At 70.0% G+C, this 12473-nt stretch carries 12 protein-coding genes; 4 read left to right on the top strand and 8 right to left on the bottom strand.

The window, feature by feature from the left end:
• Positions 1-136: 136 nt before the first annotated feature.
• Positions 137-1315 carry an ROK family protein gene (locus O3438_RS29435; RefSeq protein ID WP_145779462.1) on the bottom strand — a complete coding sequence of 393 codons (1179 nt, stop codon included), beginning with the start codon at positions 1313-1315 and terminating at the stop codon, positions 137-139.
• Between the two features lie 757 nt (positions 1316-2072).
• On the opposite strand from O3438_RS29435, the gene O3438_RS29430 reads away from it, so the two are divergent.
• On the top strand, positions 2073-2546 hold the full coding sequence (locus O3438_RS29430) for a hypothetical protein (RefSeq protein WP_269682823.1): 474 nt from the start codon (positions 2073-2075) through the stop codon (positions 2544-2546).
• A 74-nt stretch (positions 2547-2620) separates the two neighbouring features.
• Here the strand turns inward: O3438_RS29430 and O3438_RS29425 are convergent, their stop codons facing one another.
• The 5 genes from O3438_RS29425 to O3438_RS29405 form a co-directional block, all read right to left on the bottom strand.
• Positions 2621-3649: a YihY/virulence factor BrkB family protein gene (locus O3438_RS29425; protein ID WP_269682822.1), complete on the bottom strand. Its 1029-nt coding sequence runs from the start codon at positions 3647-3649 to the stop codon at positions 2621-2623.
• A 64-nt stretch (positions 3650-3713) separates the two neighbouring features.
• Positions 3714-4523: an ABC transporter permease gene (locus O3438_RS29420; protein ID WP_269682821.1), complete on the bottom strand. Its 810-nt coding sequence runs from the start codon at positions 4521-4523 to the stop codon at positions 3714-3716.
• A gap of 11 nt (positions 4524-4534) precedes the next feature.
• Positions 4535-5323, bottom strand: coding sequence for an ABC transporter permease (locus O3438_RS29415; protein ID WP_269682820.1), 789 nt, complete (start codon positions 5321-5323; stop codon positions 4535-4537).
• A gap of 455 nt (positions 5324-5778) precedes the next feature.
• Positions 5779-5973 (bottom strand): DUF397 domain-containing protein, encoded by a 195-nt coding sequence (locus O3438_RS29410; RefSeq protein WP_269682819.1) that lies wholly within the window; start codon positions 5971-5973, stop codon positions 5779-5781.
• Entirely contained in the window at positions 5964-6752 is a 789-nt protein-coding gene (locus O3438_RS29405; RefSeq protein WP_269682818.1) for a helix-turn-helix domain-containing protein, read from the bottom strand. The genes O3438_RS29410 and O3438_RS29405 overlap by 10 nt, the downstream gene beginning before the upstream one ends.
• A gap of 311 nt (positions 6753-7063) precedes the next feature.
• On the opposite strand from O3438_RS29405, the gene O3438_RS29400 reads away from it, so the two are divergent.
• The gene (locus tag O3438_RS29400) at positions 7064-7279 is read left to right on the top strand and encodes a flavin reductase (RefSeq protein WP_231924544.1); all 216 of its coding nucleotides are present in this window, start codon (positions 7064-7066) and stop codon (positions 7277-7279) included.
• A gap of 20 nt (positions 7280-7299) precedes the next feature.
• On the opposite strand, the gene O3438_RS29395 is transcribed toward O3438_RS29400, so the two are convergent.
• Together O3438_RS29395 and O3438_RS29390 are read right to left on the bottom strand one after the other, a co-directional pair.
• The gene (locus tag O3438_RS29395) at positions 7300-7839 is read right to left on the bottom strand and encodes a hypothetical protein (protein WP_269682817.1); all 540 of its coding nucleotides are present in this window, start codon (positions 7837-7839) and stop codon (positions 7300-7302) included.
• Between the two features lie 82 nt (positions 7840-7921).
• Positions 7922-8854, bottom strand: coding sequence for an ABC transporter ATP-binding protein (locus O3438_RS29390; protein WP_269682816.1), 933 nt, complete (start codon positions 8852-8854; stop codon positions 7922-7924).
• Between the two features lie 167 nt (positions 8855-9021).
• On the opposite strand from O3438_RS29390, the gene O3438_RS29385 reads away from it, so the two are divergent.
• Together O3438_RS29385 and O3438_RS29380 are read left to right on the top strand one after the other, a co-directional pair.
• Positions 9022-11466: a TRAP transporter permease gene (locus O3438_RS29385; protein WP_269682815.1), complete on the top strand. Its 2445-nt coding sequence runs from the start codon at positions 9022-9024 to the stop codon at positions 11464-11466.
• On the top strand, positions 11463-12470 hold the full coding sequence (locus O3438_RS29380; RefSeq protein WP_269682814.1) for a TAXI family TRAP transporter solute-binding subunit: 1008 nt from the start codon (positions 11463-11465) through the stop codon (positions 12468-12470). Before O3438_RS29385 ends, O3438_RS29380 begins: the two co-directional genes overlap by 4 nt.
• Positions 12471-12473: the final 3 nt, after the last annotated feature.

The raw sequence follows: 12473 nt of genomic DNA, 5'->3' as shown, positions 1-12473 counted from the left end.
CTCGACCAGCGGTGCCTCGGCGACGGCCTCGGCCGACACGGTGCCGGCTGCGGCGGCCTCGGCCGACGCGGTGGCGGGGTCATCCTCGGGCAGAGCCACAGTCTCCTCCTCGCTCACGACAGGATCTCGGTCAACTTCATGCGGCTTCCGCGAAGGCGACGTCGCTTGCCAGCACTGCCGCTCCGGCGACGCCGGCTCGGCCACCGAGCTCGGACAGCACGACGGGCAGGTTGCCGGTGGCCAACGGCAGCGAACGGCGGTAGACCACGCTGCGGATCTCGGCGAGCAGGATGTGCCCGAGCTGGGCGAGCCCGCCGCCGATCACGATCATCGACGGATTGGTGAAGCTGACCAGGCCGGCGAGCACGCCGCCGACCCGCCGTCCGCCGTCACGGATCAGCTGGATGCAGGTCACGTCCCCCTCGACGGCACCCTCGGCGACGTCGAGGGCGGTCACCACACCGCGCAGGGACATCCGCTCGGCCAGCGCCGGCGACGCCCCACTGCGGGCCGCGGCGGTGGCGTCCTTGGCCAACGCGGCACCGCTGAACAGAGCTTCCAGGCAGCCGATGTTGCCGCACGAACACATCGGACCGTGCGAGTCGACCTGGATGTGGCCGATGTCGCCGGCGCAGCCGTCCGTGCCCCGGTAGACCTCGCCGGTGAGGTAGATGCCACACCCGATGCCGGTGCCGATCTTCACGAAGAGGAAGTCGTCCACCGAGTGGGCGACCCCACCGTGCCGCTCACCGATCGCCATGATGTTGACGTCGTTGTCGACCACCGCCGGGCAGCCGTGCTCCCGGCTGAGCAGCTCACGCACCGGGTACCGGTCCCAGCCCGGCATGATCGGCGGCGAGACCGGGACGCCGTCCCGGAAACTGACCGGGCCGGGTACGCCGATGCCTACCGCGTCCAGCCGCTCGTACGCCCCGTCGACCCGGGCCTTGTGCAGCAACTCGTTGACCCGCTGCAGGGTCACCTTCGGACCGTTACGGATGTCGGCGGCCTCGCCGTAGTGGGCCACCGGTTCGAGGCGGCCGTTGACCACCTCGATGTCCATCGAGCTGGCACCGAGGTCGACGGCGGCGAAGCGCAGCTTCGGGTTCAGCTCGACCAGCGTCGAGCGACGCCCACCCCGGGAGGCGGCGAGCCCGGCCTCGGCGACGTAACCCAGGGCGACCAGGCGATCGAGTTCGGCCAGCATGCGAGGGCGCGGCATCTGGAGCCGGTCGCCCAGTTCGGCCCGCGACACGGCGCCCTCGTCGCGGAGCAACCGCAACAGTCGCACGTGTAGGGGGTCGACCGTTCGCACCGAAAGCCGCCTCTGCATTGGCATCGTTCACATCGACGCAATGCCGATGTGTTGTGTCCGACACAGTAGGAGCGCTCGCATCACCTGTCCAGAGCTTCGGCTGTTCCGACGCTAACTTTTGCTCAAACGGACAGAAGTTTTGGTCGTACCTGCGGAGGATGCACCAGCGACGGCGTGCATCACTCCCGTTGCGCCCCACGCGCCCCGCGCCGTCCCGCGCCCCCCGCACCCCGCGCCCCCGCCCCGCGCCGTCCCGCGCCCCCCGCACCCCGCGTCCCCGCCCCGCGCCCCCCGCGCCGTCCCGCGCCCCGCGCCCGCCGGCCCGCCCGGAAGCGCGGAAAGATCCGCGCAGTATCGGGGAAAGTGCTGCCTCCTCGCGCAGGGAGGCAGCAACATCCCCGATACTGCGCGGATCTTGAGGACGAGCGGTCGGCGCGGGCGCAGACAGGGCGGGCCTCGACCCAGCGCGGGTCGGGCGAATCCGATGGAGTCAGGTCGTGCGGAACTCCAGTGGTGTCGGGCGGTCTCGCGGCGTCGGTGCCAGACCCCGCCCAAGCAGCGAATGCGCCAGCGGAGAGCACGCTGAACAACCCGTGTCCAGCACCACAACAATTGCAAAGGACGTTGACAGTCGTCTACGTCACCGATAGCGTCCTCAGACATCGACAGCCATCGGGTCGAATCGCGCACCGCAATTACCCAATCGCGATGAAACGCCGCTCTGTCGTGCCCGAAAACCCCGACGGGAAGGACCCCAATGAATCGACCGACGCGATTTATCGCGGCCGTGTCCGCAGCGACCTTCTTCGCATTCCTGGTGCCATCGGCGGCCCAGGCGGCACCAGCTTCGACGGGCTCCGCCGTCGCGGCAACGGTCGCCGCGCCCGTCCAGCAGGCCACTTCCAACCCCGCTGGCTCGGACTTCGTCCCGCTCGGCAACTGCACCGCCGGCATCTTCTGCGGTGAGGTGAAGAACCGGCTGGGTCGATCCGTGAAGCTTTCAGGCAACTGGCCGACCAACAGCAAGACGATGTGGCTGCCGGCCGGCCAGGGCAGCGCCTCCGATTCGCGGTACTACTACGAATTCCGCGACACCGACGGTTTCCAGGTGCCCAGCGGATACATTTACTACGACAGCGTGGGTAACAAATATTACCCCGGCTGGCACAAGGTGAACGACCTCCAAGTAGTCACGCTCAATGGCTGGTGCCTCACCTCAGCCTGTAGCTGACAATCGGCTCCACAATTGCGCAGGTCAGTGGCTACCGGGTCCAGAAATGGCCTGGTAGCCACTGACGCGTCGTCTCAGTCGACCGAACCCCGCTGGTTGCGCTTCTTGCGGAGTTTGCGATCGTCGCGCAGCTCGACGTACGGCTCGTCGTCCGCGGCGTGACCCGCCGCGATGGCACGGCCGCGCTCCAACTCCGCGTCGAACTCGGCGCCCAGCAGGATCGCGATGTTGCTGAGCCAGAGCCAGACCAAGAAGATGATCACGCCGGCCAGCGTCCCGTACGTCTTGTCGTACGAACCGAAGTTGCTCACGTAGAAGGCGAACAGTCCGGAGATCACCAGCCAGATCACCACGGCCAGCACACCGCCGGGGCTGACCCAGCGGAAACCACCGTGGCGGGCGTTCGGCGAGGCCCAGTAGAGGATCGCGAACATCAGACTGACCAGGACCAGCAGCACTGGCCATTTGGCGATGTCCCACACCGCGACCGCCGTCGAGCCGACCCCGATCACGTCGCCGACCGACTCGGCCAGGCGACCGGTGAACACCACGATCACCGCGCTGGCCAGCAGCAGCACACCGATCACCGCCGTCACGCCGAGCCGGATCGGCAGCGTCTTCCAGATCGGCCGCCCCTCCGGCACGTCGTAGATCGTGTTCGAGGCACGCATGAACGCTCCGACGTAGCCGGAGGCGGACCAGAACGCCGCCACCAGACCGATGATCGCGGCGATGCTGGCGAGGCCACCGTTCTTGTCCGCGGTATCGATCGCGCCCTCGATGATCTTTTGGATGCTGTCGTTCGGCACCGCCTGGTTGACGGTGTCCTTGACACCCTCGGTGGCGCTCTCACCGAGCAGACCGAGCAGCGAGATGAGCACCAGCACGCCGGGGAAGATGGACAGCACCCCGTAGTAGGTGAGCGCCGCCGCCCAGTCGGTCAGGCTGTCGTCCTGGAACTCGCTGATCGTCCGACGTAGGGCCGCCTTCCATCCACTGCCGGGCAGGTCGGTGGGGCTGTCCGGGCCCGCGTCGGGACCAACCGGCGCGCTGGCGGGAGCACGCTCCTGCTCCCGCTGGGCGGGAGACTCGTTCGAGGCCATCGCCCCTCCTCATCGTCGGCGGTGTCACCTCCGGACATGCCCCGTCGACGGTCGCCCATAACCCCTACTTGTAGAGCAACCTGCCCATCCGCCGCGAGGCCACCAGCAGGCCGACCGCCATCACCACCAGCAGGTAGAACGCATCGAGCAGCCAGAGCCACCCGCCGCTGCCCAACGTGACCCCGCGGATCAGGTGCACCGAGCGGTAGAGCGGAGTGATCTCGACCAGCCAGCGCAGCACCGTCGGGTAGGCCTGCGCCGGCACGAAGGTGCCGGAGAACAGGAAGAGGGTGAACAGGGCGGAGTTCACCAGGTCGAAGTCCTGCCAGCTGCGCATGACGGTGGAGACCGCCATGCCGAGCGCCCCGAACGCGAACCCGACGAGCACCGCCGCCGGGAGGGCGGTCAGCGCCCGGGGCACACTGGTCAGGTCCAGAGCGACCATCACGCCGAGGAACGCCGCCGAGTAGGCGCTGCCCCGCAGCATCGCCCAACCCAACTCGCCCACGGCGATCTCGAACGGCCGTACTGGGGTGGCGATCATCCCGTCGTACAGCTTCATGTACTTCATCTTGCCGAAGAAGTTGAACGTGGTCTCCGCGATCGCCCCGGTCATCGCCGAGGAGGCGAGCATCGCCGGGGCCACGAATGCGGCGTACGAGACCAGCCGCCCATCGGGCAGCGGCAGATCGCCGACCAGCGCGCCGACGCCCAGCCCGATGGAGAGCAGGTAGAGCAGCGGCTCCACGAAGCCGGAGAGCAACAGCAGCCAGTAGGCCGGCTTGAGCGCCGCGACGTTGCGCTCGACAACCGACGCCGACCGCCGGGACGCGACGGAGACGTCGACCAGCCGGGGCAGGATCAGCGTGACCACGACAAGCCTTCCTAGACGACGAGCTTGCGACGGAACGCGCGCACCGCCAACAACCAACCGGCGGCGGCCCAGGCACCCAGGTAGAGCACGTGCCCGACGATCGACCACTGCGGGGCGACGCCCAGCGTGGCCGCGCGGCAGAGGTCGACGGCGTGCCACAGCGGCGTCACGTACGCCAGCCACCGCAGCGCGTCGGGCAGTGACTCGACAGGGAAGAACACCCCGGCGAAGAGTGCCATGGGAATGACCGCGAACCGGAACAGCATCGCCAGCCAGTTGTCGCTGGACACCGACGCCGCGTACGCGAAGGTCGGCGCGGCAACGGCCAGCCCGAGCAACGCGACCACCGGCAGGGTGACCAGGGCCCACGGCGAGCGCAACGCCCCGAACAACCCGGTGACCAGCAGGAACGCCGCGATCGTGGTGAGCACCCGGAACAACACGAAGGCCAGGTGCCCGGCCACGATGTCGCCCACCCGCAGCGGCGAGGCAGCCTGCGAGAAGTAGATCTTGACCCACTGGAAGTTGCTGAACACCGGCCAGGTGGAGTCACCGACCGTCACCTGGAGCGCGGTCGAGGCGATCAGCCCGGGGACCAGCCAGTCGAGGTAGGGCACCCCGCCGACACCCTGGTCGATGTAGGCCCCCACGCCGAACCCGAAGCCGAGCACCGTCAGCACCGGCAACAGGAACGAGGAGAACACCCCCGCCCGCCAGGTGCGCCGCAGACCGACAAGGTAGTGCTCGAACACCGAATACGCCGGCACCCAGGGGAACCGCGCCGATCCCGCCACACTCACACGACCACCCCGCCCACCGCGTCGGCACCACGACCTGTCTACCCCGGGGGTACGACAGACCGTCGGTCACCCTACGGCGACGCGGTCGACGTGTCGCTCGGGTTTCACCGGCCTCGACCGAAGCACCAACCTCGGTCGACGCCCCCGCCGCCCTGATGGACGCCCCCGCCGCCCTGATCGACGCCCCCGCGCCCTGATCGACTCGGGTTGCAGGACGTCGGGGTATCAGTCGCCACTGGATACCCCGTTCTTCAGAAATCCGAGTCGATCTGACGCAACGCGGCGGCCTTGCCGCGCCGGGACATGCCCAACCGCCGCGACGACCCGCGCCACATCGGCGACATGTCGGCATCGCCGCGCCCGGACACCCCAACCGCCGCGACTACCCACTCCACAACGGCGATGTGGCGGTATCACCACGCCGGGACACCCCTATATCACCGACCTGGAGTCGATCACGCCGAGCGAACCGGATCGGACCCGACGAACGTGCGCCACGCCTCGGGCGTGAAGACGAGCACCGGCCCGGCCGGGTCCTTGGAGTCGCGGACGGCCACCAGCCCAGACAGGTTGTCGGCAACCTCCACACAGTTGCCGCCGTCCGGGCCACTACGAGTGCTCTTGCGCCACCGGGCGCCGGTCACATCCATGTCTCCGCCACTTCCGCCATGAGATCGAGGGACTGCCCGTGCGATAGTGCCTCACCACGGATCGACTCCCACACCTCGACCATCTGTCGCACGTAGTCCGATCGGTCGATGACCTGACCGTGACGCTGGCCGGCAAGGTAGACGAGGTCCTCCCCCTGCGTCGAGCTAGCGATCACGAAGGGCCCTCCGAGCCCGACGTAAGCACCGGCAGAGGTTGGCACCACCTGGATTCGGACCCGGGGGAAGGCCGAACCAAGTTTCACCAGGTGCTGAATCTGCTCGCGCATAACCTCCGGCCCGCCGACAGTTCGGCGCAGCACGTGCTCGTCGATCACGGCCGTGAGAAGCGGAGGCCGGTCACGCGTGAGCAGCGCCTGCCGGTCCAGCCTTGTCGTCACCTGTTGCTCGATCTCGTCCGACCCGAAAAGCCCGCCGCCGGTCAGTAGTGCGCGCGCGTAGCCCTCGGTCTGCAACAAACCGGGCACGCAGAGCGGCTCGAACCACCGCAGCGCTGTGGTCTCCTGTTCGATGCCGGCCCAGTCGCGGAACCACGGCACCACGGCTTCCCGGCTGATCCGCCGTTGGATGCGCTCGAATCGTCCGTCGGCCTGGAACACGGCGTCACACCGACGCGCGAAGTCCAGGCTCGGCCGGCGCTCGGATGTCTCCACCTTGGCGACCAGGGCCCCGGAATAGCTCAACACCTCGGCCAGCGCCGCCTGCGACATCCCAGTGCTGGCGCGAGCCAGCCGCAGTTCCTCGGCGAAGTGCTCCAGCATGGACGAGCCTTCCACGGACAACCCCCGTACATCTTCGTACCGTGCTGGGCCAGTCGCCGTACGCCCTGGTCGTCGGCGTGCGGGACCTCCCACCGTAGTCGGGTCCTCACCAGACTGTCACGCAGCGGAACCGCTCACGGGATCGGACGACGGGCGGAACCAGGCCGGGAGCGTCCCGCGACCCCCGATCCGGGGCGCTCCCACCCACCCGTTGGAGGTTCCTTCGTGCGACGCACCTGGTCGACTCATGACAGACGCACCTGGTCGGCTGATGACGGTGGCGGCCACTGATGCCCCGGTACCGTCCACACGTGGCGGCGCGCCCGTCCTGGCGCTGCCGGGTCTGCGGCGCGGCGTGGCCCTGCTCGCCGGCTCGCCTGTCGCTGCTCGGCGAGTACCGGGAGGACCGGGTCGGTCTGCTCGTCTACCTCGCGGCGTTGCTCTACGAGGCGGCGGGGGACCTCGCCGGCCAGGCCGGTCACGACCGGCTGAGCGACCGATTCATCACCTGGGCCCGTGCCCGTTGAAGCGGTGCGTGGGCAGTTGGTCAGGTCGGTCGGTACGCGCGGACCAGTGCCTGCACGGCGTAACCGAGCAGCAGCAGTCCCGCGCCGACGCCGACCACCAGGCCGGCGGAGACCGCCGAGGCGAGACCGGTGACGAGCCCTGCCGCCGCGACCAGGCACAGTGCGCCGCCGAGGGGACGAAGCAGCGGATCCCGCAGGAGCGGGGCGAGCGGGAAGAAGTGCAGGCCGACCACCAGGCAGACCAGCACCGGCACGTACTCGGACCGGCCGGCGGCGATCAGCACGGCGGCACCCAGCCCGGCGGCGGCGAACTCGGCGACGACGATGAGCAGGTACGGGCGGTCGGCTGCCCGGTCCCGGGGGTTGCCGGCCCCTCGGAGGCGGGCGGACAGCACACCGCCCAACACGGCGGTGAGCAGTGCGGCGATGCTGCCCACCACGAGCAGGGCCCGCAGCGGTTGCTCTGCCGCCGGCACACTGAACCAGACCATCGCGAAGATGCCCAGGTAGAGGGCGGTGAGCCCGGCCTGACGTCGGTTGGCGGTCAGCAGATCGGACATGACACCCCCGTGATCGGAAGCCTTCCTCGGCCGGCCGATGGTACGCGCAAGATCAAAAGCAGTCGACCGTGATCGTGGACGGTCAGTCGACGAGGGTGCGACCGGTCAGGTGCAGGAAGACGTCCTCCAGGCCGCTGCGCCGAACCAGCACGTTGGCCGGGTTGAGCCCCAACGCGGTGACCTCGGCGACCGCCGCGTCGCCGTCCGGCACGTAGAGCAGTATCCGGTCGGGCAGCACCTCGACCCGCTCCCCCAGCCCGGCGAGCTTGCCCGCGAACGGCTCCTGAGACTCGGCGGCGAAGCGCAGCTCGACCACCTCACGGGTGGAGTGCTGCTCGATCAGGGCGCGGGGTGAGCCCTCCGCGACGATCCGCCCGCCGTCCATCACCACGAGGCGGTCGCAGAGCTGCTCGGCCTCGTCCATGTAGTGCGTGGTGAGCACCAGCGTGACGCCCTGCTGCTTGAGCCGGAACAGCCGCTCCCACACCAGGTGTCGGGCCTGCGGGTCGAGCCCGGTGGTCGGCTCGTCCAGCAGCACGATCTCCGGCTCGTTGACCAGGGCGCGGGCGATGGTCAGCCGACGCTTCATGCCGCCGGACAGCGGCTCGACCTTGCTGTCGGCCCGCTCGGTGAGCTGGACGAAGTCGAGCAGCTCGGCCGCGCGGGCCCGGGCGGCCCGGCGGGAGATGCCGAAGTAGCGGGCGTAGACGGTCAGGTTCTCCCGGACGGTCAACTCCGGATCGAGATTGTCCAGCTGCGGGCACACACCCAGCCGCGCTCGGATCGCCGGCCCGTCGGCCACCGGGTCGAGGTCGAGAATGCGCAGCTCGCCGGCGCTGGGCGGGGAGATGCAGCCGACCATCCGCATGGTGGAGGACTTGCCGGCGCCGTTGGGCCCGAGGAAACCGAACGCCTCACCCGAGCGGACGTCGACGTCGATGCCGGCCACTGCGGTGAAGTCACCGAACCGCTTCACCAGCCCGCGAGCCTGAATCAGTGGTCGCCCCAAAGTCACCGCCCGACCCTAACCGCCGGGTCCGACAGCCCTCCACGCAAATATCCGCCGCGACCGGCCGTCGCACCACCACCCCGCAGAACCACCGCCGCGCCACCGCCGACCCTCTCCGCCGAAACGCCGACCGATGCCCCGCCCGCCGACCGATCGACGTGTATCGTCCCTCTGTGTCGCCCATCAGTACGCCCGATGGTTCGTCGCCCCCTGCCCGACCAGCCGATTCTCTCGCCGGCGAGCCCACGGCCAGCACCGACCGTGCGGCACCCCGACCGCGCCCGACGCCCGAGCCCGACGGCGACCACCCGATCCAACCGGCCACCGGCCCGGCCGAGCCGGACCAGAGCGGGAACGAGGCATCCAAGCCCGACCCGAGCGGCAACGAAGCATCCGAGCCCGACCTGACCGGCAACGAAGCGCCCAAGCCCGACCTGAGCGACGCGACCACGCCGCACCCCAGCGCGGTCCGCCTGAGCACACCCGACCCCACTGGTTCCGCCGACGCCGGCTCGGCGGCCGAACGGGCCACCCGCGACCTCGCCGCCCAGTTCGAGGACGAGAAGCCGGGTCGCGTGTTGACCGGGCCGCTGGGCCTGATCCTCACCGGGGTGTCGCTGGCGGTCGGCGCACTGGCTCTCTGGCAGGTGTTCCGCCCGCTGTCGCAGGGCAGCAAGTATTACTTGATCATCTTCCTGGCCGGCGTACTCCCTCTTGTCTTCCTTGCCTACCCGGCCGACCTCCGGCTGCCGGCCCGCTTCCGCGCCCGGCGACGGCGCAGCGACAACGGCAGCAGCGACAGCGACAGCACCGGCCGCAGCCGGACGCCCACGTCGACTCGGCCCACCGCCACTGACTGGGTGCTGGTCGCGCTGGCGGCGGCAGCCTGTCTCTACCCCGTCCTGCCGATCCCGATCGGTACGGGTGGCGGCGGCTACAACGCCTTCCTCGACCGGCAGGGCCTGCTGGCGCCGGTGGACCTGGTGCTGGGCACCGTCCTGCTGCTTCTGCTGCTGGAGGCGTGCCGGCGCACCACCGGGTGGATCCTGCCGGCGGTCTGCCTGCTGTTCCTCGGTTACGGCTACTACGGCGGGTTGCTGCCGCAGTCCTGGCCGGTCGCCCACGCCGGCCTCGACTTCAGCCAACTGGTGGACGCGTTCTACAACTCCGACAGCGGTTTCTACGGCACTCCCCTGGACGTGGCCGCCTCGTACATCGTGCTGTTCACCATCTACGGCGCGGTGCTGGAGCTGTCCGGGGCCGGGCGGTTCTTCGTCGAGTTGTCGGCCGCCGCGTTCCGCCGCTCGCGCACCGCCGCCGGTCGCACGGCGGTGGCCTCCGGTTTCCTGCTCGGCACCGTCTCCGGCTCCGGGGCGGCGACGACGGTGAGCATCGGCGCGGTCACCTGGCCGCTGCTGCGCCGCGCCGGCTATCCCCCGGAGCGGGCCGGTGGCATGTTGGCGGCGGCCGGGGTGGGCGCGATCCTCTCCCCGCCGACCCTGGGCGCCGCCGCGTTCATCATCGCCGAGTACCTGGGCGTCTCGTACCTCCAGGTGCTGGGCTGGGCGACGGTGCCCACGGTGCTCTATTACCTGGGCATTCTGCTCTCGGTGGAGATCGACGCGCGCCGTTCCGGTGTGCGACCGGTCGTGATCGACGTCGGCTCGCCGTGGCGTCTGCTGGCCCGCTTCGGCTATCACTTCGCCTCGCTGATCGCCATCATCGTGTTCCTGGCGGTCGGTGTCTCCGCGACGAAAGCTGTCGTCTTCGCCATCGTCCTCGCCGTCGCGCTGTCGTTCCTGGCCCCGAAGAGCGACAGTGCCCACCGGCTCACCCCGGCCCGGCTGGCGACCGCGCTCGTCACCGGGGTACGCGGCGTGCTCGCGGTGACGGCGGTCTGCGCCGCCGCCGGCATCATCACGGCGACCACCACGAAGACCGGCCTCGGACCGCAGGCGGCGGCACTGCTGATCGGCGGGGCGCAGGCGGCCACCTCCGACCCGACACTGGTGCTGGTTCTCACCGCGCTGCTCGCCGCCGTCGCGCTCAGCCTGCTGGGCCTGGCCGTGCCGGTCACCGCCTCGTTCGTGATCGGTTGGGTGATCGTCGGCCCGGCCCTGCTCGACCTGGGCGTGGCCGCGCCCGCCGCGGCGATGTTCGTCTTCTACTTCGCGGTCCTGTCCGAGGTGTCGCCGCCGACCGCGCTCGCCGCGGTTGCCGCCGCCGCGGTCACCGGGGGTCGGCTGGTGCCGACCATGTGGCAGACCCTGCGGTACGCGCTGCCGGCGTACCTGACCCCGATCGCGTTCGTCATCACGCCGGCCGGGCTGGGTCTGCTCGGCATCGGCGGCGTCCAGCGGATCGCGTTCGCCGCAGTGGTCACCGCGCTCAGCGTCGCGGTGCTCGCCGTCGCCGCCGGTGGCTGGCTGCCCGGTGTGGGCCCGGCCGGCGTGCCGGAACGGGTGCTGGGCGCGCTCGCCGGCGTCACACTGCTCTGGCTCGAACCCGTGCCGGTCGCCGTCGGCACGGCGCTGGCCGCCGTGGCGGCGGTCGGCGTCCTCGTCCGACGCGGATCCGCCGGCCGACCATTGTCCGACCCTGTGGAGGAGAAACTGTGAGACGAATCGACGTACGGCTCGCGGTGGGCCTGAGCGTGCTCGCCCTCGTCGCGGGTTGCGGAGGTCAGCAGGGCGGCGCGGCCACCGACGACACGGCCAGCGAGGTCACCTGCGAGGTGAGCAAGGAGACCCGCGTCGGCATCGCCACCGGCAACGCGACAGGCGTCTACTACGCGGTCGGCAACGCCCTGGCGGGGCAGCTGTCCGGGACGACCGGCGGCAAGCTCACCGGCACCGCCGCCGAGACCGGCGCTTCGGTGCAGAACGTCGAACAGCTCGTCGGTGGCCAGTACGACGTGGCGTTCTCGCTGTTCGACACGGCTGTGAACGCGGTCGAGGGCAAGGGCAGCTTCACCGCGCCGCAGCCGGTGCAGGCACTGGCCCGCATCTACGACAACTACACGCAGGTGGTGGTCCGCAACGACTCCGGGATCAAGTCGGTGGCCGACATGCGCGGCAAGCGGATCTCCACCGGTTCACCGAAGTCCGGCACGGAGGTGATCGCCAACCGGCTGCTGGAGGCCGCCGGTCTCGACCCGGCCAAGGACGTCCGGGCGCAGCGCCTCGACCTCACCAAGACGGTCGAGGGCATCAAGGACGGCAGTGTCGACGGGTTCTTCTGGTCGGGCGGTCTGCCCACCGGGGGTCTGACCGACCTGTTCACCACGGCCGGCGACACGGTGACGTTCATCGACCTGGCACCGCTGCTGCCGAAGATGGCCTCGCTGAGCCCCGGCTACCAGGAAGGCACGATCGGGCGGGACGTGTACAAGACGGCGGCCGACACCCCGACGATCGTCGTACCCAATGTGTTGCTGGTGCGCAAGGACCTGGACGCCAACGTCGCCTGCGCGATCACCCGGACCGTGTTCGACAAGCGCGACGCCCTGGCGCAGGCCAACCCGGCGGCCAAGGGGATCTCGCTGGACAAGGCCCGCCGGACCCTGCCGGTGCCCCTGCACCGGGGCGCCGACAAGGCGCTGAAGGACCTCGGGGCGAACTGACCC

Source organism: Micromonospora sp. WMMC250 (assembly GCF_027460215.1).
Taxonomy (GTDB): Bacteria; Actinomycetota; Actinomycetes; order Mycobacteriales; family Micromonosporaceae; genus Micromonospora; species Micromonospora taraxaci.
Note: the sequence above shows the minus strand (reverse complement) of the source record. Positions and strands in the feature narration are given on the sequence as shown.

What these genes read in the sequence shown, in the direction of transcription:
- O3438_RS29430 (WP_269682823.1), top strand. Translation starts at nt 2,073, where the DNA reads ATGAATCGACCGACGCGATTTATCGCGGCCGTGTCCGCAGCGACCTTC.
- O3438_RS29425 (WP_269682822.1), bottom strand. Translation starts at nt 3,649, where the DNA reads ATGGCCTCGAACGAGTCTCCCGCCCAGCGGGAGCAGGAGCGTGCTCCC.
- O3438_RS29410 (WP_269682819.1), bottom strand. Translation starts at nt 5,973, where the DNA reads ATGGATGTGACCGGCGCCCGGTGGCGCAAGAGCACTCGTAGTGGCCCG.
- O3438_RS29405 (WP_269682818.1), bottom strand. Translation starts at nt 6,752, where the DNA reads ATGCTGGAGCACTTCGCCGAGGAACTGCGGCTGGCTCGCGCCAGCACT.
- O3438_RS29395 (WP_269682817.1), bottom strand. Translation starts at nt 7,839, where the DNA reads ATGTCCGATCTGCTGACCGCCAACCGACGTCAGGCCGGGCTCACCGCC.